Genomic DNA, 20,299 nt, shown 5'->3' on the forward strand with positions numbered 1-20,299 from the left:
ACAAAAACGGAGCGAAAGCTCCGTTTTTTATTTGATACTTGAATGAGGTCTAAAGCACTTTACAAGCAAAGCCTTTCAGATAAAAACCTTCTGGGTAGGCCGTGTCAGTTGGGTGGTCTGCCGCTTGTTCAAAACGCTCAACAAACTTAACTTGGCGATTCGCATCTACTGCTGCATCCGCGATGATTTTTTGGAACAGGACTTGGTCCATTAAGCCAGAGCAAGAGTAAGTAAGCAGAGTGCCACCAGGCTTTAGGATTTGCATCGCCAGCATGTTGATGTCTTTATAACCGCGACATGCGCCATTCAGCTGCGCTTTGCTCTCGGCAAACTTTGGTGGGTCCATAATCACCACATCAAATTGAGTACCTTGATCGCGGTACTCGCGTAGCAACTTAAACACGTCTGCGTTTAGGAAAACAGCACGCTTCTTAGAAATGTCGAACTCGTTCAGTTCGGCGTTAAATTTTGCCGTGTCCAGAGCTGGTTGAGAAACGTCCGCGTTGATAACACGCTTTGCTCCGCCTTTAAGTGCATAAAGACCAAAGCCGCCGGTATAAGAGAAGCAGTTTAGGACTTCTTTATCCTTCATGTATTTCATCGCTTGTTGACGACTGTCACGTTGGTCCAGGTAGAAACCGGTTTTATGGCCACCAACGATATCGACACTGATTTTGACGCCGTTCTCTTCGATTACCACAGATTTTGGTGGCTCTTCACCATGTAAAACGCCTGTGGTTTCTTTCAAGCCTTCTTTTTTACGTACCGCCACATCAGAACGTTCGTAAACGTTACAGTCTGGGAAGCACTCAACAAGCGCGTCTACGATTGCCTGTTTGTTGTACTCTGCGCCAGCACTTAATAACTGACAGACGAAGAAGTTCTGGTAACGGTCGATAGTCACGCCTGGTAAGCCGTCAGACTCTGCCGCAACTAAGCGGTAGCCGCTTAGTCCATCACGTTCGATAACGTCTTCACGTAGAAGCTGTGCATCTTTAAAACGTTTGACGAAAAACGCTTTGTTAATGTCCTCTTTTTCAAAGCTCCAAATACGAGCACGGATTTGAGATTCCGGTGAATATGCCGCTTTTGCTAACCATTTACCGTCGTGAGTGAATACATCAACCGTTTCGCCAAGCGCAGGTTCGCCCTCAACTTTATTGATGCCTCGAGAGAAGATCCATGGGTGCTTACGCTTAACCGATTTCTCACGACCTTTAACCAAATAGATAGCAGCTGTCATTTCTTTAGCTCTTGTTGAATTTTGAAAGGGGCGTATTGTCCGGGATGTTGCTGGTAAAAGCAATAACCATTGGGAATCAGTTGGTTTTATTGCGAGTTACGGTGTCACTTTTGGAGTTGTTGCTTAAAATCAAGCCCACTTTATTTGAAATTTAGGTGAATGAGAGACTTATCAATCCCGCCTGTCGGATTTTCTTCCATAATTGATTTAGAACCCGCTACGCTTATTGAAGGGCTCGATGGGTCTGCAATAACCATTATAAGAAGCGAAATAACGATGAATCTGAAGTGTGAAAAGTATGTAGTAAAAGGTCTTGTTCAAGGGGTTGGGTTTCGGTATCAAACCTCACATCAGGGATTGAAGCTAGGTTTGACTGGCTACGCTAAAAACCTAAACAATGGCGATGTGGAAGTGGTTGCCTGCGGCACTGAAACGCAAATTGATGAGTTTACTGAGTGGTTGAAAGAGGGGCCACGGACGGCAACTGTCGAAAGCGTATCGCATGAAAACGCTTCATATAAACCATACCGCGGCTTCAAAATTTTATGATTAAAGGCATTTCGCTGGTTTCGGGAGTCCAGCCAGTTTGGTCGCCTGCTTTGCAGGGCCTTTTTTGAATAGCTTAAACAGGTATTTGCTGTTGCCTTTTTCTGGTCCGTGCGCTTTTTCCATCGCCTTAACCAACATTCTTACTGCTGGGGAGGTGTTGAACTCTTCATAAAAGTCGCGAACAAAGTGGACGACTTCTAAGTGCGCTTCGGTTAGCTCAATGCCTTCTTCTTCTGCCAATAACTCAATCATACCTTCTTCCCATTGAGTATGGTCCAACAAGTAACCCTGAGCATCGGTTTCAATTTCTTTGCCGTTGTAAACGAACATAACGTTCTATCCGTTAAGTAATCTTTGATGTTTATAGATTAGCGTACAGGCGTGGAACTTCTCAACTAAATAATCACACCATGCGTTCAAGCGCAGTAAAAGCAACCAAATTATGGCGTAGGTTGCTTTTTATTTGTTTATTCAAAAATTTAGGTATTCATTCACTGTGTTAGAAAATCTTCGGGTTAAATACAGCTGACTTTGCATAAACATGCGCCAATTGATCGTTTTTACAGCTACTCTTACATTTGTGAAGACGAGGATACTAGCGATTTCTTTTGAAATTGAGTGAGTTATAGCGTTGTACTGACTCTGATTGAGTATTATCTTTGATGAGCTTAATTGAATAATGGTGACAGGGAGTCAGTCATGTCGAAACAAAGGTACGTTGAAATTAATGACAGCGTGAAATCAACTTGGTTTATAGAAAGAATTTGGCAGCTAGCAGAATCATTGCCAATAGAAGAGATTCCAATCGACCAAATCAATGGGCCAGATGAAGTGACATGGTTCAATGTTAACGGGCCATTACCGACGTGTCGTGAAATTGCCTTGCATTGTAAGCGCATAAACGAAGCGGATTTGTCGTATCCAGTCATATTGACCAGCGATTATAGAGTGTTTGATGGTATGCACCGAATCGCTAAAAAGATCATGATGGGTGAGCAGACTATTCAAGTAAGGCGCTTTAGGCAGAACCCTCAAGCGGATGAAGTCGTCGATCTCGAGCTCGAGCAAGTGTAAAAGCAATATATGAACAAACAAAAAGCCCGAGGTGTGTACCCTCGGGCTTTTTTAATTCTATTCAATCTGACTGATTAGTCGTCGTTCATGATGCCTAGAATGCTTAGTAGGCTGATGAAGATGTTGTAGATTGATACGTATAGCGTCACTGTCGCAGAGATGTAGTTCGTCTCACCGCCACGGATGATGCCTTGAGTCGTCATCAGAATCGCCATGGTTGAGAACACGATGAACAAGCTGCTCATTGCCAAGTGTAGAATCGTTGACTGAATGAAGATGCTTGCAATCATACCAACCACAAGTACCACAAACAGAGACAACATCAGGCCGCCCATCATAGATAGGTCACGCTTAGTTGTTAGCGCGTATGCTGAGGCTGCCATAAACGATATAGCCGTACCACCTAGAGCGGTTAGTACAACGTCACCCATACCTGCACCGATGTACATGTTTAGGATTGGACCAATTGTGTAACCCAAGAAACCTGTGAACAGGAAGGTGAAAACCAATCCAAGGCTGTTGTTACGGTTCTTTTCTGTTAGGAAAAGCAGACCATAGAAACCAACCAACATAAGGATGATGCCCGGACGTGGTAGGTTAAACGCCATTGATACGCCAGCAACCACAGCTGACCATAGAAGCGTCATCGACAGTAGGGCGTATGTATTACGCAATACTTTGTTCGTTTGTAGAGCACTTTCTTGTGTTGAAGTGCGGGTAAACATTGGACTGTTCATATTCTTCCTCGATAAGAGACTTTCTTATAAGTACATTTATGGGGTTGAAAGTTCAAAAAATCAAGCCCTAACCATGTATCGCTATGACAAAATAATAATAGAAATAAGACGTTATGTATGTGATAACTTGTAACACAATATTACTGCCAGATATAGCGAACGTAGATAACGTTACCATAACTGACGACGTATTGAAAAAGGCACTGTTCCTATTGAAATCAGTGCCTTTTTAGAGTGTCTCTAGCGCAAAATATTAATGGTGTAAAATTTGCGATAGGAAGTTTTGAGTACGATCCGATTGCGGGTTCTCGAAGAAATCTTTCGGATTATTTTCTTCGATGATTTCACCGGCATCCATAAAGATCACTCGGTCAGCCACTTCTTTCGCAAAACCCATCTCGTGCGTTACACACAACATGGTCATGCCTTCTTCTGCCAGCTCAACCATAACATCCAGCACCTCACGCACCATTTCTGGGTCGAGTGCGGATGTTGGTTCGTCAAACAACATCACTTTTGGATTCATGCACAAAGAACGAGCGATTGCCACACGTTGTTGCTGGCCACCAGAGAGCTGACCCGGGTATTTATCCGCTTGGTCAGGGATCTTAACGCGCTGAAGATACTTCATCGCAATGGCTTCTGCTTCGTCTTTCGGCATTTTTTTAACCCAAATAGGCGCAAGCGTGCAGTTTTCCAACACGGTCAGGTGAGGGAAGAGGTTGAAGTGCTGAAAACACATGCCAACTTCACGACGAACCGCTTCGATGTTTTTCAAGTCTTCCGTCAGTTCGGTTCCCGAAACAAAGATTTCACCTGCCTGATGCTCTTCCAATCGGTTAATACAGCGAATCATGGTCGATTTTCCTGAACCAGAAGGCCCACAAATAACGATCTTTTCACCTTTTTTCACGTTTAAGTTGATGTTTTTCAGTACGTGAAACTCACCGTACCACTTGTTCATGTCCTTCAACTGGATCATATAGTTTTGTTGTTGCGTCATAATACGTCCTTGATCTTAATGAGTTATCGTTTGTGACCGGTATGAAGTTTGTTTTCGAGCCATATCGAATAGCGAGACATGCCGAAACAAAATACCCAAAACACTAACGCGACAAATACATAACTTTCCGTCGCAAATCCGAGCCACTCAGGGTCGGTGTTTGCTGCTTGCCCAATGCCCAGTACGTCAAACATACCGATGATCAGTACCAGACTGGTATCTTTAAACAGGCCGATGAAGGTATTCACAATAGAAGGAATCGTGATCTTCAGAGCCTGAGGTAAAATAATTAACCCTGTTTTCTTCCAGTAGCTTAAACCAAGAGCATCTGCTGCTTCGTATTGCCCTTTTGGAATCGCTTGTAAACCACCTCGAATCACCTCTGCCATATAGGCTGCGGCAAACATCACCACACCGATAAGTGCACGGATGAGTTTATCTGTCTCTGAACCTTCCGACATAAACAGTGGCAACATTACCGACGCCATGAATAAGACGGTGATTAGCGGTACACCACGCCATACTTCGATGTAGACAGTACACATGCTGCGAATAATTGGCATATCAGAGCGACGGCCCAGAGCTAAGACAATACCAATCGGTAACGAGACAACGATACCCACAAGCGCGATGATTAAGGTAACAAGTAATCCACCCCATTTATGAGTGTCGACCACCTCAAGTCCAAACACACCGCCGTACAGTAGACCGGCAACCAGGAATGGATAAACATTGACTAAAAATAGCCAAATCCACATGCGCTTTGGTGTTTTTTCATAAGCAACAAGCGCAGTCAGGATAGCTAGCGAGATATAAAACAGGCGAGGGCGCCATAGTTCAGCCTCAGGGTAGAAGCCGTACATGAACTGATCCCAGCGTACGCTGATGAATACCCAGCACGCGCCTTCTCGGCTACATGCATCACGTGTTGTTCCTACCCAATCCGCATTGATGAACGCCCAATCGACGATGTTCCACAAAGCAGTAAATGCTAAGTAGGCGAGAATAATGGTAACAATAGAGTTTACTGGTCCATTAAACAGGTTTTTACGCATCCAACCTACCGCACCGACCGTGTTTGATGGCGGTGGGAGATCAGGCTGAAATTGATGTGTACTCATATTATCTCTCCACCAGTGCTACTTTACGGTTGTACAGGTTCATTAACGCGGAAGTAATCAAACTTAACGCTAAGTAAACGCCCATTGTCATCGCGATGATCTCAATGGCTTGGCCTGTCTGGTTTAGGGTCGTGCCCGCAAACACAGACACAAGATCCGGATAGCCGATAGCCATTGCCAATGACGAGTTTTTGGTTAAGTTCAAATATTGACTGGTTAATGGAGGAATAATGATTCGCAGAGCTTGAGGAATGACCACAAGTTTTAGCGTTTTGGTTCGTGGTAGACCAAGAGACATAGCCGCTTCAGTTTGACCATGGCTCACAGCGTTAATACCAGAACGCACGATTTCTGCGATAAATGTTGCGGTATAAACACTCAGCGCGACCAACAGAGCCGCAAGCTCAGGAATAATGCTGATGCCGCCTTGGAAGTTAAAGCCTTTTAGGGCCGGGTATTCCAGAGAGATAGGCATACCAACGAGGAAATAAACGACCAAAGGTAAACCAACTACCAATCCTAAAGCAATTCGTCCCATTGGGGTTTGCTGGCCAGTCAGGCGCTGTTTGTTCTTCGCCCAAATAGAGATGGAGATAGTCGCAACGAGTCCGATAATAAACGCGGCGATAACAACACTACTGCCGTTTTCCAATATTGGAGCAGGGAGGTAGAGTCCTCGAACGTTTAAGAAGATAGCTTCGCCAAGGCTGATACTTTGTCTTGCTGAAGGCAATGCCTGCAAAACGGCGAAATACCAAAAGAAGATTTGTAGAAGAAGAGGGATATTTCGAAATGTCTCAATATATACCGCTGCTAAGCGGCTAACTAACCAGTTAGAAGAAAGACGAGCAATACCCATGGTAAAACCAATCACAGTTGCCAGGATAATACCCAACACTGAAACCAGCGCGGTGTTTAGTAAACCAATGACAAAAGTTCTGCCATAAGAATAGGTTTCGTTATATTCAATCAGCGTAAGCCCAATACCGAAGCCTGCTTCCTGATTAAGAAAATCAAAACCCGTAGCAATGCCTCGAGCATCTAAGTTATTTAGCGCGTTGTTTATGATGGTATAAAAGAAAAATACCAATGCAGCTACAGCAATGATCTGAAAAAGAGCGGAACGAAAAGCGGGATTATAAAATAGGCTTTTATTTCCACTTGGTTTGGACATCGTACTTAGCGATGCATCTTTAGTCGGTTCCATACAGCGTTAACCTCAAACCTTAGTTATAGATATCACTCTGCAGGAGTAAGGGCTTGTTACTGGCCGTTAAATCTGGTGCACCGGCAATGACAGACCATAAGCGTTGGTTGAACGCTATCAATCCTATTTATTACTGGGCTCAGCTATCACCAGAGGTGAGATTCCTTACTCATCCAGATTAATAGACAACGAAAAAGGGCGGATTAACCGCCCTAAATAATCGTTTCTATCGGATAGGTGATGCGTACATGAAGCCACCGTCGTTCCATAGTGCGTTCACACCACGAGAAATATCAAGAGGTGAACCTTTACCAACAGTGCGCTCGAAGCTCTCACCATAGTTACCTACTTGCTTAACGATTTGGTAGCCCCAGTCGTCACGGATACCCAGACCTTTACCCTGAGGACCGTCTACACCAAGGATACGCTTGACGTTTGGATCTTCAGATTTCAACATCTCATCCGCATTCTTAGAAGTGATGCCGTACTCTTCCGCGTTAATCATCGCAGATAGGGTCCACTTGGCAATATTAAACCACTGGTCATCACCCTGACGTACAACAGGACCTAGAGGCTCTTTTGAAATGATTTCAGGAAGAACTGCTGCTGATGAAGGGTCTTGAAGGTTTAAACGCAGCGCGTACAGACCAGATTGGTCCGTTGTTAACACGTCACATCGACCAGAATCGAAACCTTTCGACGTTTGAGCTGCTGTATCAAATACCACAGGCTTGTAGCTCATGCCGTTATTACGGAAGTAATCCGCAAGGTTTAGCTCGGTAGTAGTACCTGATTGAACACAAACAGATGCGCCATCAAGCTCCTTAGCACTTGATAGGCCAAGATCTTTCTTCACCATGAAACCTTGACCATCGTAGTAGTTTACGCCAACGAAGTTCAGGCCAAGAGCTGTATCACGGTGTAGTGTCCAGGTGGTGTTACGCGAAAGAACATCGATTTCACCAGATTGGAGTGCAGTGAAACGCTCTTTTGCAGTTAGAGGAACGTACTTCACTTTCGTTTTGTCCCCAAGAACGGCAGCAGCCAGTGCTTGGCAATATTCTACGTCGATACCTTCCCATTCACCTTTTGAGTTAGGGTTTGAGAAGCCCGGAAGACCAGTACTTACACCACAAGTAAGAAAACCTTGTTTTGTTACTTTGTCCAAAGTAGAGTCTGCAGCTTGTGCTGATGTTGCCATCATTGCAGTAGAAGCCGCTACGACGGAAGCAAGAATTGTTAGTTTATTTGCCATTTGTGTCCTTCCTGTATGATCCATGTTAAATCAATGTGACTTAAAATTAGCGTGTCCAATTTTGTGTTGTGTTATGTCCTACGTGATTGATTTTCGAAGAAACGGTATTCGAGCAACCAATCAAATATAAGCGTAGAAAAGGATCTGTGAATTCTCAAATATATAATTTAAATGGAATTTTAAGAGAACCTACAAAATTCCTCAGGTTTTAGAATGACGAAATGTTAATTGTTTGTAAATAGTGCAACTGGTATTCAAGATGGTGCATCAGAACATTCAACGAACAAGCGGGCGCAAATAGAGAATAAAACGTCGTTATTAAAACTGTCATTAGCTGACCTCAGCTATGTTCAGTTAAAATTCGAACAAAAATTATTTGTGTCAACGAAACAAGGTGATGACCATGCCCCATTTTTGGTAGCATGGTTTTTAATAGTTAATTAGTGTAATCAAAGGTTGAGATGCGATATTTTCCTCTGTTCTTAGACTTAATCAGTAAACCAGTTCTCGTTGTTGGCGGCGGTGAAGTCGCGAGCCGAAAAGTTGAGGCCTTAATAAAGGCAGGGGCGGATATCACAGTAGTTTCGCCTACCTTAGTTGACTATCTCGCTAAGTTGGCGAAGGAGAATCAACTACATTGGATTCAGCGTTTCTATTCAAGTGACCTTGTCACAAAAGGCTTTATTCAGGTTTGGGCGACAACGGACAATCCAGATTTGAATCATCAGGTTTACAAAGATGCTAAAGCATTGGGTATCTTAGTGAATGTGGTCGATGACAAACCATACTGCGACTTCATTACCCCTTCGATGATCAATCGTGGGCGTATTCAGATAGCCATTTCGAGTGGTGGGGCGTCACCCGTTTTGATTCGTAATATTCGTGAAAAGTTAGAAATGATTCTTCCACAGAACATGGGGCTGATGGCTGACTTTGCAAACTCAAAGCGCAACTCGATTAAAGAGGCGTTACCAAGTGTCGATTTACGTCGTAAATTTTGGGAGCAATTCTTTTCGAATCCTGACGTTGAAAATGCGCGTGACAATAGAGATTTAGAAACCATTTACAAAGCGACTATGGCATCGCCTCTTGATGAAAAGGGCAACTGCACTTGGATTCATGTGGGTAAAGACGTTGAAATGTTGCCAATTAAAGCAGTTCGTTACATGCAGCAAGCTGAACTGGCGTTATACTCGACGAAGTGTAAATCAGACGCGATGGAGCTGGTGAGAAGAGACGCCGAGAGAGAATCGTTTTCAAACGCCGCACAGTTATCTGACATGCTTGCGAAGGCAAAACAAGACAACTTACGCGTCTGTGTATTTATTCCTGAAGGAACCAGTGAATTCATGTTGCTGCAGGGACAAGATCTCGTGATCTAGAACTCGACCTAGAATATACAAAAACGCCGACGATGATTCGTCGGCGTTTTTCGTTTATTGCGCTAATGATTAATCGCGGAAGTTATTGAACTGGAAAGGTAGTCCTAGTTCTGCTTCACGAATAGCTGCCATGGTCGCTTGTAGGTCATCACGCTTTTTACCCGTGACGCGCACTTTATCACCTTGGATTGAAGCTTGTACTTTCAGCTTCGCATCTTTAATTAGCTTAACCACCTTTTTAGCCGTCGGCGTATCAATACCCTGGCGGAATACGATGTTCTGATGCCAGTTTTTGCCAGTCACTTCTGGTGTTTGAGAGTCCATAGCATTTGCATCGACATTACGTTTTGCTAGGTGACCACGTAAAATGTCGCGCATTTGTTTCAGCTGAAATTCGCCTTCAGCAGACATTTTTACATTTTCTTCTACTAGCTCAAAGCTCGCATTAACATTGCGGAAATCGAAACGAGTAGATAGTTCACGGTTAGCGTTATCAACGGCGTTACGTAGTTCAACCGTATCGATTTCTGAAATAATATCAAACGATGGCATGAAGATTCCTTGATTATCTTGTTATTAATTACTTAGTGGATTTTACAGCGTCAGCCAGCATATCTAGCATTGTCACTGTATCTTCCCAACTCAGACAAGGGTCGGTAATTGATTGACCGTATGTCAGGTTATTGATGTCTGTCATTGGCTGATTGCCTTCAATGATGAAGCTCTCTGCCATAATACCTGCAACGCGTGTGCTGCCAGACTTAATCTGTTGGCAGATATCTTTCGCGACATCAAGCTGCTTTCTGTGTTGCTTTTGGCAGTTAGCATGGCTGAAATCGACGATTAGGCGTTGCGGTAAGTCAAACTCGGCCAGTGCGTCACAAGCTTGTTTAACTGAAGCTTCGTCAAAGTTTGGACCTTTTTCGCCGCCACGTAAAATAATATGACCGAATGGGTTACCACTTGTGCGATAAACCGTCATACGACCGTGTTTATCTGGAGAGTAGAAGTAGTGTGACGCTTTAGAAGCACGAATCGCATCAATCGCGATTTTTACATTACCGTTGGTACCATTTTTAAAGCCTACCGGGCATGAGAGTGCAGATGCCATTTCTCGGTGAATTTGAGACTCAGTGGTACGTGCACCGATAGCGCCCCAAGTGATCAGATCCGCAATGTATTGACCGGTAATCATATCAAGAAACTCAGTAGCGGTGGCAAGACCAAGCTTGTTGATATCCAGTAGCAGTTTACGCGCTTTATGAAGGCCAGCTTCTAACGCATAAGAACCGTCAAGGTTTGGATCGGTAATTAAGCCTTTCCAACCCACAACTGTACGCGGTTTTTCAAAGTAAGTACGCATGACAATAAATAGCTCGTCTTTGTACTTATCCTGGATTGCGCTCAGGCGCGTAGCGTAGTCGATCGCGGCTTCTGTGTCATGGACAGAGCAAGGGCCAACGATCGCAAGAAGACGCTTATCTTCACCCGTTAAGATTTTTTCAATCTGACGTCGAGATTGAGCAATACGGTCTGCAACGTCATCCGTAATAGGATATTCACTACCTAGCTCCGCTGGGGTAGGCATTGGACCCAAAGGTTGGGTTCTCAATTCATCTGTTTTTATAGGCATCTTATAGCTTTATTCTCTGTTGCGAAGGGGTAAAGATAACGGAATTACTGGCAGGAATAAACTGTTTCACGGGATTCTTCGCCTCTAAATCCCAAATAGCGTGAAACGCTTATAAGGTTGTTACTCTTTTATAACAACCTGAAAGCATACTATCACGAGATAGTTACGTAACGATTCACCACCAGCCACGGCGGTGTTGAACACAGTGGCAAAAACATCAAGCGCTCTCAATACTTTAATTATCGATAAAGTCAGGTGAAATTAGCCTGTGTAGAAACGATAGTCTGTCTGGGTGACGCTGTCACTTTTTAATGTGTTTATGACGAATAATTTAGTAGGTAGATCAAGTTTTGTTAACAACTTTTTGACATTAAAACGAGCGTTTGATTAACTGACTGAGTTAGGTTGGTAAGGAGACCAAAATGTTATCTGCAGTACGTCGCGCAAACCTTTACTTGAAAGTATTCGGTTTCACTAAAGTTCCATTAATCTGGCTTTGTCGTCCAAAAATCATAGATATCGACGATAAGCATGTTGAAGTGAAAATTCCTCTGCGTAAAAGAACCAAAAACCACCTTAACAGCATGTATTTCGGTGCGTTAGCGGTTGGCGCGGATGTGGCGGGGGCTTTTTTGGCGATGAGTAAAGCTCAGGAGAAAGGTGAGCCGATTTCTTTGGCCTTTAAAGGCGTGAAGGCGGAGTTTTTAAAACGACCAGAAGCTGATGTTCATTTTATCTGTGATGATGGTCCTTTAATCGACGAGATGCTGGACTACACGCTGGAGACTGGTGAGCGTATCAATCGTGATGTAAAAATTACGGCACTTTGTCCGTCTCTTCATGGCGATGAGCCAATGGCAGAGTTTTACCTGACGCTTTCTATTAAAAAAGCAGCACAACAAAAAAAGAAGGCTGCTTAATCGTTAACTATTTTCGTTAGCTCAATTCGATTTTCTCAATCGACACTATCTTTGACCGGTTCAATACCACTTTCCAACGGTAGTACACGGGTTCATCAGTGTGGTTGTTTTCTTTGACGATCACATTGATGAGGTGACGTTTCTCAACCGATTCTTTGGTGACTTGCCCTTCATTTAGGTGGTACACGCGGTTTGACCCTTTGTCCATTAATCGAATAATGGGTCTTAAGCTAATGTTTAGGGTTTGTCGCGTTTGCTCATAGCCACTTAAAAACATCGATGTCGCCATTTCCGTCTTTTCCTGATAGTGAAGAATCTGTTCTTCTCGCTGAACGACGCGTTTTTTACGTATCTGTTGAATCTTGTCCGGCAGGCTAGAAAGCGTTCTATAGTCAAGCCACTCTAACTTTTTCCCAACGACTTTCTTAGTGGTTGGGTCAATGTATTTCTTACGCCATTTGGGCTTTCCTTTACGTATCCAGCGCCACATGGCATCGCGAAGATCATCTTTAAAAATTTCGCGTAGGGCATAGATGAAGGACATGGCGATAATGAAGGATGCTGAAATTTCGCCCAGATAATCACGCGCGAGGATCACAGTTGACGTTACGACAACCATCACCAAACCGGTTGCGATGCCTTTTATCGCACGTTTAACGTTTTTCCCCATTGAAACCGTTTGTTCACGCAGGACAACTGGGTGTTCGATAAGACGTCTCAACAGGCGCATTTTATTGGAGAGTCGCGTCACTTCATCGGTGACTTTGGGTGAGTTATATTTATTTAACTTACGATGCGCTTGCTCTTTTTCACACAGGGTAATCAAACGCTTCTTGATCGTGCTGTAATCGCCTTCTCGCGGCAAATGAGCGACGAGTGACAAGAATTTTTGCTCTGTGTACCACGACAAATAGTTGTCGATGTTAACGTAATAACGTTTGAGGTTCTCCTCAAAAGGAATACCACGACGAAGGCGTTTTAAAATCGCGATAGCCAATTCGATAACTTCATCAACTTCATCTTCCGTGACGGAGTTACTTTCTAGCTTGTTCAAACTGGCAACGGCTTTGTCTAAGGCGATGACGTATTGATAAGCGAACAAACTCAAACTGACACGGTACTGTTGATTCGAGAGGCGTCCTCGCTTAGCCAGTCGGCTGTGAACCAAAGGAAGTAGAATCTCCTTACTGTAGTAGGAGCGCTGTTGTGTGATAGAGGTGTAATAGAATTCTGATTCACTGATGATGTCGGCACTTAAGCCAAGCTCACCAGGGACAAAGAAGTAAATATCAAGGTCGACACTTTTACTTTTTGCTAGCTCATGGCTGATTTTTAATGTGATTGAATCTTGTTTATCAACGGTGACCAAAAAAAGCTCCTGACTTTGCTAAAGCATTCTTACCCCGAAAATTGTGCGGTTCATATAAGTACCAGATTGCTAAGAGAATGATTGGGGTAGACAATAACAGCATAACAGAGCGATATGCTTTTCTCTCTGATTTTCTTGTTAGTTTAGGTATAATTCCACGTAAATTTAAAAAGAGACAAAATCAATGATTAAAATTGGTCAAATTAACAGCCTAGAAGTCATTAAAAAGGCGGATTTTGGCGTATTTCTGGATGGTGATGATTACGGTTCTGTTTTGCTGCCAAACAAGCATGTCCCAGAGGGCACAGAAATTGGTGATAAAATCGACGTATTTTTATACTTTGATTCAGAAAGCCAACTGGCTGCGACCATTGAAACACCAGTCGCTCAAGTGGGCGAATGGGGCCTGATGAAGATCGAAGGTGTCAACAAGACAGGTGCTTTTGTTAATTGGGGTATCAAAGATAAAGATTTGCTCATTCCATTTAGCGAGCAGCGCACGCGTTTTTCTGCTGGTCAAACGATCTTAGTTTACGTGTACACCGATAAAGCGTCGGGTCGAATTGTTGGTACGACGAAGTTCAATAAGTGGTTGGATAAAACACCCGCTAACTACGAAATAAACGAGCAAGTCGATTTGATCATTGCTGAACGCAGTCAGCTTGGTTACAAAGCGATCGTAAACGGTAAACACTGGGGTATGATTTTCCCTTCAGATGTTTTCGGCAAACTGTATATTGGCAAAAAGCTGAAAGGTTTTATTAAGCAAATCCGAGAAGACGGCAAAATTGATCTGGCGTTACAAAAAGTCGGTGTCGCTAAGATGGATGACCTTTCTTGCAAGATCATTGAGCAGTTAGAGAAGAAGGGCGGTTTTCTCCCTCTTAATGATAAATCTTCTCCAGAAGCGATTTTTGAAGCATTTCGCACCAGTAAAGGCACGTACAAAAAAACCATTGGTGGTCTGTACAAGCAAGGTAAAATCGTTATCGAAAAAGACGGTATTCGCCTGGCATAGCGAGACGGCAAGGTACTTAAAATATAACTTTTCGAAATGAGAGAAAAAAAGCGGCCCAAACGCTTCCATTTTTTGGGCCTAGGGGAAATGGCTCCGAGGAGCCTACGCTAAAACCTTTTTAATCGCTTATTTTTGAGTGTTTGTTTGTGCAGCTATATAAGATGCAGTAATAATGCTCTGAGTTAATATATTTAGTTTAGTACAGGCCACTCGGAACGCTAGAGCGTGGCAGTGCATTAATACTCTTAATAAAAAAAGCCATCGTGTTTACGATGGCTTTTCTTTTATTTTTCGTTTAGTTGTGACGAGATAAAAAATATTAAAATAAGTTTTTATCTCGTACTAATTCTCTGGGTAGGCCGTTTTTAATACGATTGCTGACCCATTTACCTAAGCCAATAATGGCTCCCTGATATTTGACAAACACTTCGCCTTTGCCAGTCTTTGCCCCGTCAGGAATGTTTTGTGGGCGTACGTCACGTCCCATATACCACTCGCGAGCTTCATCTATTGTCAGCTCGATAGCATTGGTTTCTTTACCTGTGGCCAGAGCGGTCGCAACCTGATGCTGCCAACGGTAACCGTTTTTGTGTGCTTCAGCGATTTTTATCCCCATCCGGGAGAAACGCAGCTCACCAATCATTGGCTCAAGTGCATTAGGGAATAGCCAAACGTCTTTATCGCGTAGCCAAACCGCACCGTCATCTGGAAGCTCAACGTCCAATGCTTTGTGAAGCTGATTAGCAATCTCAGCAGACTCTTTTTTCGATGCTTTGGTAAATGGGAATTTACCCATCCGTTTTTTCACCTTTGGCGCTTCCACCGAAGCGTGCTTACGAATACGTGCGACGAAGAAGCCTTCACAGTCGTAAACCTGAGGGAAGATATGCAAAAAGCCATCTTCAGTAAGGGCGGCTTTGGCATCTTCAAACAAATTTTCCAGACTTTCAAACTCAACAGCGTCACCAAACGTGTCTTTTAAATGATGACAGACTTGCTGGTTTTCTTCTGTGCTTAAAGTGCAGGTGGAATAAACCAGGACACCACCAGGTTTCAACGCGTGAAAGGCACTTTCAATGAGATCTTTCTGTGTATCCGCAATGTCTAAAACCGATTGTTGTGACCAGTTTTTCATTGCGTCTTCGTCTTTACGAACAGTACCTTCGCCAGAGCACGGTGCATCCAGTAAAACCGCATCGAATTGTTCTGGTAGCCAGCCTCCGAATACTCGGCCATCAAAGTTACTGAGCGCGGCGTTACGGACACCGCAACGTTCAATGTTTGCATGCAGAACTTTTACACGGCTTGCAGCGTACTCATTCGCAACGAGGACGCCTTCATTGTTCATTAGCGCTGCGATCTGTGTCGTTTTTGATCCCGGAGCCGCTGCGGTATCAAGAACAGCATGATAAGCCTCGTCGTTCATGAATAGGGCAGACACGGGCATCATTGAGCTAGCTTCCTGAATGTAGAATAATCCAGACATGTGCTCTGCAGTATTTCCTAATGGTACTTGTGACTCATCTGCGTCAATCCAAAAACCACTCTCGCACCAAGGTACAGGTGAAAGTTTCCAGCCTTTTTCTTCTGCTCGTTGGATAAACGCTTCGACACTTATCTTTAGTGTGTTGACGCGAATACTTTTACGTAATGGCTTTTGACAGGAAGAAACAAAGTCTTCCATGTTAAGGCCAGTAGGTAGGATGGTTTGGATTTTTTCCAGAAACGCGTCTGGGATGTATACATTAGGATGCAATGTGGAATCTCGTTTGCAGAATTTGCCGCAAATAATATACGAAAGTCGCGCAGAAACGAATAGCCACCAAACGTGGGGGATTAAAAAAGAGCAGCCAGTGCTGCTCTTTTATTGCCTTAAAACTGTAGCATAGGAATGTTAGCTATGGCTTAGGAATTGCTGTTCGCCATTGCAGCCAACTCTCTTCTGCCTGAGGGTAGAGGAAGAAGGTTTGGCCATTTTTAGCAGCAGGCAGAATTTGCGATTGTTCCGGTGTCGAAAAGGCGATTCCGCCACGCACAATACTATCAATGGTTCCCGCTTTGATATTGGCACCAGTAAGACCTATCGAGACATCGACGCCGGATACATTCCAGAACACACTGTTCTGGCGCACTAGGTAGGCATACTCCGGTTTTAGTTTGATTGTTGTGACAATGCGATCGGCGAACTCGCCCAAGCGAACATCGGTCACCTGACCAACTTCCATTTGACGATACAAAATTGGCGTTCCAGCTTGTACTGAACCGCGTTGTTCACTTTGAAGCGTGAACATCACACCATGGACTTGGTCAAACTGTTTCTCTAATTTGAAACTAAAAGCACCGTTACCTTTACCAGGTTTCACACTGATGGATTTCGAAACCAACGCGCCGAGGTTTTTCACCCCGCCAAGGCCAATTTCTGGCTCAGTAAGCCAAAAGCGAGAACCTTCGACGGCAATGTCAGATACGTACTCAGGTAAAATACGCGCCGTTACTTCGACCAAATTGCGTCTGAAGTCTGGCACAACAAGGGTCACTTCACCCACAGTCACACCTTGGTAAGTGATAGGCATGCCTTTCACCACTTCTTGAGTGCCATCGGTTGTCAGAGATATAACACGACCGAATTTGCGTGCGGTTTTTTGATCCTCATAGAGCTTCCAGCGGTCACCGATTTTGTTTTCAACGCCGGGAACAGAATCAAAGGCGATGCCACCTTGGATGAGCGATTTTAAAGGATGGGCTTTAACACTCACGCCTGCTAGGGATGCATCAATCTCAATACCTGAGCGGTTCCAGAAAACCGTTTGAGAGGTCAAAAGGTGAGCAAATCGATTTTCAATGCTCACCTGTATAACCACGCCGCCATCAACCAAATGAAAATCCGAGACGCTACCCACCGGTAGATTGCGGTAGAGTAGAGGACTGCCTTTTGAAACCGAAGGTAATTCAGGAGCAAATAGGGTAAGAATTTGAGAGCCGCGGCGGTTGTTTTGCGCCAGTTCTGCTAACGATTCACTTTGGAACAGTTGATATTCGTTCTGAATACTCGCTGCGCCTGCGCTGACAAAACTGATAGAGCCTGTCAGTAGCTGTTTGGCAGGTGGTACGGTAACGCTTAGCCCAGACTCGGTCAGCTCAGCCGAAGCACTGCCTGTGACGTAGAATCGGTTGTTCGATTTGAGCAAGTGCTTGTACTCATGGTCAATGAGTACATCCATATAGACTTCATGTTGCGCTTGCTGGCCTTCCTCGACTAACCCAACTTTAATAATTGAGCCAACTACAATGCCTTTGTAGAGCACATTTGCGCCACTGTCCAAGCCAAATGAATTATCAGAAGTTAGCCTAATCGCTATCGATTTTTCTTGTTGCTGATTGAATACATTTTTACGGATAGCGGTGAACTGACGAGAGCGTTCGCCTTCACCGGGAACAATCGTTAGGTAGTTACCGCGCACCAGGTTGGCGATATTTTCGACGCCGGAAAGGGAAACCTTAGCCTCTTCCAGAACAAATCGAGTTCCAGTTGTCAGCATGTCACTGAATGCTGGCTGTACAGCCGCCGAGGCGATGATGACTTCACGGCCTTCAGAAAGGTTCAGGTCGGTCACCTGACCAATTTCGAGGCCACGATACATGATAGGAGCACCTTCAGCACTCACTTTGTTGTCATCGGGTAGTACAATTTTAACGGCAATTCCTCGTCCCGCGGTTTTCAAATCTTTATATAAACGGAACTGAGTATTTTCACCGACAGGTTCACCGTCATCAGGCGAATCCACGGCGATAGCGCCACCAATAAGGGCACTCATACTCTCTAAGCGAACGTCGACACCACCAAAGCCAATGTTTGCTCCAATGCCGCTTACGTTCCAGAAACGACTGCGATCGTTAATAATGTGGCGGTATTGTTCCTGAATGTTTGCCTGAATGGTGATGGATTTAGCATCATCATCCAACTGATAGCTATATACCGCGCCAATAGGGATCTTCTTATAAACGATTTGAGACCCAATCGAGACGCCACCCAAATCTCGGCTTGTCAGTTTGATGTTCAAACCTTGAGTCACACGTAGGTCCGTGGGAACAGTGTCGAGGGCATGAAAAACGGTTTCTAACTCGTCACTGTCGCCTGGTTGAATAGAAATGTAGTTACCGGAAACGAGCGCGTCCAAGCCGGAGATACCACTGAGGCTGGCGGTTGGTTTCACAAGCCAAAAACGAGTGTTCTCATTCAGCAGTTTGATGGCTTCAGGGTAGATGTCGGCATCAACATAGATGCTGCCCAAATCTTCGGTCAGGTTAATGTCGCGAACCATACCGATTTCCATACCTTGATAACGGATGGTGGTTCTTCCTGCCACTAAGCCTGCTGCATCGGAAAAGTAGATCTGAATGCGCTGACCAGCATCGTGAATCGATTTCACCACCAGCCAGCCGGCTAAAACCATTGTCAAAATCGGCAGCAGCCATAGGGGAGATATGCCTTTACTCCTCTTAATGTCTGGCACGTATGACGTTTGAGAACTGTTCTGATCACTCATTCATTGACTCTTTTTCTGATTGTTTTTGGGGCTGGTCCCAGATTAACCTTGGGTCGATACTGTCTGCTGCTAGCATAGTAAACACCACGACTAAACCGAAGGCTACAGCGCCAAGCCCCGGTGTGAAGTCGAGTATCTGACCACGATCGATCAAGGTCATCATGATAGAAATAACAAACAAATCCATGACAGACCACTTACCGATCCATTTTACTGCGAAGTAAATCATCATTCTTTGTCGCCTGAACACCGTACGTCTGAATTTGATGCACAGCATGATGTAGGCAAGGCTGAGAATTTTGACCACGGGCACAACAATACTGGCGACAAAAATAATTGCCGCAATGCCGTACATACCGCTGTTTATCAATGACGCAACGCCGGAAAAAATAGTGTCTTCAAGGCGCTGGCCATTGGTTATCAAAATTGAAATAGGGATCAGGTTAGCCGGGAAAATCGCTACGGTTGCGGCAATCAGGTAAGCCCATGTTTTTTGAATTGAATGCGGCTTACGATGGTAAAGCTCGTGCTGGCAACGGTGACATGAGTCATTCTCAGGTTGCGACAAGTGACATTCATGACAATGCACATCTTTGTGTTCAAACTGGTAAGTGGCCTCTGGTTGCCACACTTCCCAGTAGCGACGCACGCTGATTCGGGAAACCAGAAGTACAGTAAATATCTGCAATAAGCCAAGGCCAATTAAACCCGGACCAACAAAAATGTCCGAATAATCCTGTAGTTTGAAGCAGGCTACGGCGATACTGACCAAAAATACATCCAGCATTACCCAATGTTTAAGGTGCTGGATCAGCCAAAGAGAAACACGCAGCCCATTAAACCAACGCTTATGGATTGAAATATGGGCCGTGACGACAGAAACACAAACGGTAAGTGGTGCTATTGAGCTACAGAACAGGATCAATAGGGAGAGAAGCACGAAGCCTTCTTCCATCAAAGTAATCATTCCCGACGGTAAGGTTGCCGGAATCATAACGCCAAACAGTCTGATACTGATGAAATTAAAAAAGTGGGACGGAATAAATAACAGAATACACGTCACAGCGATGGCTAAATTGCCCGACAAACTGTGCTGTCCACCACGATACAATTGTGTACCGCAACGAGGGCAGTAGGCATGTCTACCTTGTGGTAACTCGACAATATCGACTGGAAGTTCGCAACCCTGACACAGGCGGACTCGGTTAGGTTTCATGGCGTGCTTAGACAGAGAGGCCATC

The 20,299-nt window shown here is 44.3% G+C and carries 19 protein-coding genes; 6 read left to right on the forward strand and 13 right to left on the reverse strand.

Features of this window, described 5'->3' with window-relative positions:
* Nucleotides 1-49: 49 nt before the first annotated feature.
* On the reverse strand, nucleotides 50-1,243 hold the full coding sequence (locus tag V1U08_RS07220; protein WP_330470309.1) for a class I SAM-dependent methyltransferase: 1,194 nt from the start codon (nucleotides 1,241-1,243) through the stop codon (nucleotides 50-52).
* 276 nt (nucleotides 1,244-1,519) lie between these two features.
* Here V1U08_RS07220 and yccX point away from each other — a divergent pair, with 276 nt between their 5' ends.
* A complete protein-coding gene (gene yccX / locus V1U08_RS07225; RefSeq protein WP_014231913.1) occupies nucleotides 1,520-1,792 on the forward strand; it encodes an acylphosphatase in 273 nt (90 codons plus the stop codon).
* Here yccX and V1U08_RS07230 read toward each other — a convergent pair whose 3' ends face one another.
* Complete coding sequence (locus V1U08_RS07230) at nucleotides 1,793-2,122, reverse strand: TusE/DsrC/DsvC family sulfur relay protein (RefSeq protein WP_014231912.1); 330 nt, start codon at nucleotides 2,120-2,122, stop codon at nucleotides 1,793-1,795.
* Between the two features lie 369 nt (nucleotides 2,123-2,491).
* On the opposite strand from V1U08_RS07230, the gene V1U08_RS07235 reads away from it, so the two are divergent.
* Nucleotides 2,492-2,866 carry a chromosome partitioning protein ParB gene (locus V1U08_RS07235; RefSeq protein WP_330470310.1) on the forward strand — a complete coding sequence of 125 codons (375 nt, stop codon included), beginning with the start codon at nucleotides 2,492-2,494 and terminating at the stop codon, nucleotides 2,864-2,866.
* A 74-nt stretch (nucleotides 2,867-2,940) separates the two neighbouring features.
* Here the strand turns inward: V1U08_RS07235 and V1U08_RS07240 are convergent, their stop codons facing one another.
* From V1U08_RS07240 to V1U08_RS07255, 4 genes are all read right to left on the reverse strand, one after another.
* On the reverse strand, nucleotides 2,941-3,603 hold the full coding sequence (locus V1U08_RS07240) for a Bax inhibitor-1/YccA family protein (protein ID WP_014231910.1): 663 nt from the start codon (nucleotides 3,601-3,603) through the stop codon (nucleotides 2,941-2,943).
* A 253-nt stretch (nucleotides 3,604-3,856) separates the two neighbouring features.
* Nucleotides 3,857-4,606 (reverse strand): amino acid ABC transporter ATP-binding protein, encoded by a 750-nt coding sequence (locus tag V1U08_RS07245; RefSeq protein WP_020333316.1) that lies wholly within the window; start codon nucleotides 4,604-4,606, stop codon nucleotides 3,857-3,859.
* 23 nt (nucleotides 4,607-4,629) lie between these two features.
* On the reverse strand, nucleotides 4,630-5,727 hold the full coding sequence (locus V1U08_RS07250) for an amino acid ABC transporter permease (protein ID WP_020333315.1): 1,098 nt from the start codon (nucleotides 5,725-5,727) through the stop codon (nucleotides 4,630-4,632).
* 1 nt (nucleotide 5,728) lies between these two features.
* A complete protein-coding gene (locus V1U08_RS07255; protein ID WP_014231907.1) occupies nucleotides 5,729-6,934 on the reverse strand; it encodes an amino acid ABC transporter permease in 1,206 nt (401 codons plus the stop codon).
* A 53-nt stretch (nucleotides 6,935-6,987) separates the two neighbouring features.
* On the opposite strand from V1U08_RS07255, the gene V1U08_RS07260 reads away from it, so the two are divergent.
* A complete protein-coding gene (locus tag V1U08_RS07260) occupies nucleotides 6,988-7,116 on the forward strand; it encodes a hypothetical protein (RefSeq protein ID WP_330470311.1) in 129 nt (42 codons plus the stop codon).
* Nucleotides 7,117-7,160: 44 nt separating this feature from the next.
* On the opposite strand, the gene V1U08_RS07265 is transcribed toward V1U08_RS07260, so the two are convergent.
* Entirely contained in the window at nucleotides 7,161-8,189 is a 1,029-nt protein-coding gene (locus tag V1U08_RS07265) for an amino acid ABC transporter substrate-binding protein (protein WP_014231906.1), read from the reverse strand.
* A 461-nt stretch (nucleotides 8,190-8,650) separates the two neighbouring features.
* On the opposite strand from V1U08_RS07265, the gene V1U08_RS07270 reads away from it, so the two are divergent.
* A complete protein-coding gene (locus V1U08_RS07270) occupies nucleotides 8,651-9,571 on the forward strand; it encodes a precorrin-2 dehydrogenase/sirohydrochlorin ferrochelatase family protein (protein ID WP_330470312.1) in 921 nt (306 codons plus the stop codon).
* A gap of 69 nt (nucleotides 9,572-9,640) precedes the next feature.
* Here V1U08_RS07270 and V1U08_RS07275 read toward each other — a convergent pair whose 3' ends face one another.
* Nucleotides 9,641-10,123: a YajQ family cyclic di-GMP-binding protein gene (locus V1U08_RS07275; protein WP_014231903.1), complete on the reverse strand. Its 483-nt coding sequence runs from the start codon at nucleotides 10,121-10,123 to the stop codon at nucleotides 9,641-9,643.
* 28 nt (nucleotides 10,124-10,151) lie between these two features.
* Nucleotides 10,152-11,204, reverse strand: coding sequence for a 3-deoxy-7-phosphoheptulonate synthase (locus tag V1U08_RS07280; protein WP_020333311.1), 1,053 nt, complete (start codon nucleotides 11,202-11,204; stop codon nucleotides 10,152-10,154).
* A gap of 422 nt (nucleotides 11,205-11,626) precedes the next feature.
* On the opposite strand from V1U08_RS07280, the gene V1U08_RS07285 reads away from it, so the two are divergent.
* Nucleotides 11,627-12,124 (forward strand): PaaI family thioesterase, encoded by a 498-nt coding sequence (locus V1U08_RS07285; RefSeq protein WP_014231901.1) that lies wholly within the window; start codon nucleotides 11,627-11,629, stop codon nucleotides 12,122-12,124.
* A gap of 16 nt (nucleotides 12,125-12,140) precedes the next feature.
* On the opposite strand, the gene V1U08_RS07290 is transcribed toward V1U08_RS07285, so the two are convergent.
* On the reverse strand, nucleotides 12,141-13,493 hold the full coding sequence (locus V1U08_RS07290) for a hypothetical protein (protein WP_065296859.1): 1,353 nt from the start codon (nucleotides 13,491-13,493) through the stop codon (nucleotides 12,141-12,143).
* 184 nt (nucleotides 13,494-13,677) lie between these two features.
* Between V1U08_RS07290 and V1U08_RS07295 the strand changes: the two genes are divergently transcribed.
* Complete coding sequence (locus tag V1U08_RS07295; protein ID WP_014231899.1) at nucleotides 13,678-14,511, forward strand: CvfB family protein; 834 nt, start codon at nucleotides 13,678-13,680, stop codon at nucleotides 14,509-14,511.
* Between the two features lie 319 nt (nucleotides 14,512-14,830).
* Here V1U08_RS07295 and rsmF read toward each other — a convergent pair whose 3' ends face one another.
* The 3 genes from rsmF to V1U08_RS07310 form a co-directional block, all read right to left on the reverse strand.
* A complete protein-coding gene (gene rsmF, locus V1U08_RS07300) occupies nucleotides 14,831-16,267 on the reverse strand; it encodes a 16S rRNA (cytosine(1407)-C(5))-methyltransferase RsmF (RefSeq protein ID WP_330470313.1) in 1,437 nt (478 codons plus the stop codon).
* Between the two features lie 142 nt (nucleotides 16,268-16,409).
* Complete coding sequence (locus V1U08_RS07305) at nucleotides 16,410-19,058, reverse strand: MlaD family protein (RefSeq protein WP_329351675.1); 2,649 nt, start codon at nucleotides 19,056-19,058, stop codon at nucleotides 16,410-16,412.
* Nucleotides 19,051-20,298 carry a paraquat-inducible protein A gene (locus V1U08_RS07310; protein WP_020333306.1) on the reverse strand — a complete coding sequence of 416 codons (1,248 nt, stop codon included), beginning with the start codon at nucleotides 20,296-20,298 and terminating at the stop codon, nucleotides 19,051-19,053. The genes V1U08_RS07305 and V1U08_RS07310 overlap by 8 nt, the downstream gene beginning before the upstream one ends.
* Nucleotide 20,299: the final 1 nt, after the last annotated feature.

The organism is Vibrio sp. YYF0003 (genome assembly GCF_036350715.1).
Lineage (GTDB): Bacteria > Pseudomonadota > Gammaproteobacteria > Enterobacterales > Vibrionaceae > Vibrio > Vibrio natriegens.

Excerpts from the sequence above, each read along its gene's own strand:
- V1U08_RS07230 (WP_014231912.1), bottom strand. The coding sequence starts at position 2,122 with ATGTTCGTTTACAACGGCAAAGAAATTGAAACCGATGCTCAGGGTTAC.
- V1U08_RS07265 (WP_014231906.1), bottom strand. The coding sequence starts at position 8,189 with ATGGCAAATAAACTAACAATTCTTGCTTCCGTCGTAGCGGCTTCTACT.
- V1U08_RS07305 (WP_329351675.1), bottom strand. The coding sequence starts at position 19,058 with ATGAGTGATCAGAACAGTTCTCAAACGTCATACGTGCCAGACATTAAG.
- V1U08_RS07250 (WP_020333315.1), bottom strand. The coding sequence starts at position 5,727 with ATGAGTACACATCAATTTCAGCCTGATCTCCCACCGCCATCAAACACG.
- V1U08_RS07280 (WP_020333311.1), bottom strand. The coding sequence starts at position 11,204 with ATGCCTATAAAAACAGATGAATTGAGAACCCAACCTTTGGGTCCAATG.
- V1U08_RS07245 (WP_020333316.1), bottom strand. The coding sequence starts at position 4,606 with ATGACGCAACAACAAAACTATATGATCCAGTTGAAGGACATGAACAAG.
- V1U08_RS07295 (WP_014231899.1), top strand. The coding sequence starts at position 13,678 with ATGATTAAAATTGGTCAAATTAACAGCCTAGAAGTCATTAAAAAGGCG.
- V1U08_RS07220 (WP_330470309.1), bottom strand. The coding sequence starts at position 1,243 with ATGACAGCTGCTATCTATTTGGTTAAAGGTCGTGAGAAATCGGTTAAG.
- V1U08_RS07240 (WP_014231910.1), bottom strand. The coding sequence starts at position 3,603 with ATGAACAGTCCAATGTTTACCCGCACTTCAACACAAGAAAGTGCTCTA.
- V1U08_RS07310 (WP_020333306.1), bottom strand. The coding sequence starts at position 20,298 with ATGGCCTCTCTGTCTAAGCACGCCATGAAACCTAACCGAGTCCGCCTG.
- V1U08_RS07270 (WP_330470312.1), top strand. The coding sequence starts at position 8,651 with ATGCGATATTTTCCTCTGTTCTTAGACTTAATCAGTAAACCAGTTCTC.
- V1U08_RS07275 (WP_014231903.1), bottom strand. The coding sequence starts at position 10,123 with ATGCCATCGTTTGATATTATTTCAGAAATCGATACGGTTGAACTACGT.
- V1U08_RS07235 (WP_330470310.1), top strand. The coding sequence starts at position 2,492 with ATGTCGAAACAAAGGTACGTTGAAATTAATGACAGCGTGAAATCAACT.
- V1U08_RS07255 (WP_014231907.1), bottom strand. The coding sequence starts at position 6,934 with ATGGAACCGACTAAAGATGCATCGCTAAGTACGATGTCCAAACCAAGT.
- V1U08_RS07285 (WP_014231901.1), top strand. The coding sequence starts at position 11,627 with ATGTTATCTGCAGTACGTCGCGCAAACCTTTACTTGAAAGTATTCGGT.
- yccX (WP_014231913.1), top strand. The coding sequence starts at position 1,520 with ATGAATCTGAAGTGTGAAAAGTATGTAGTAAAAGGTCTTGTTCAAGGG.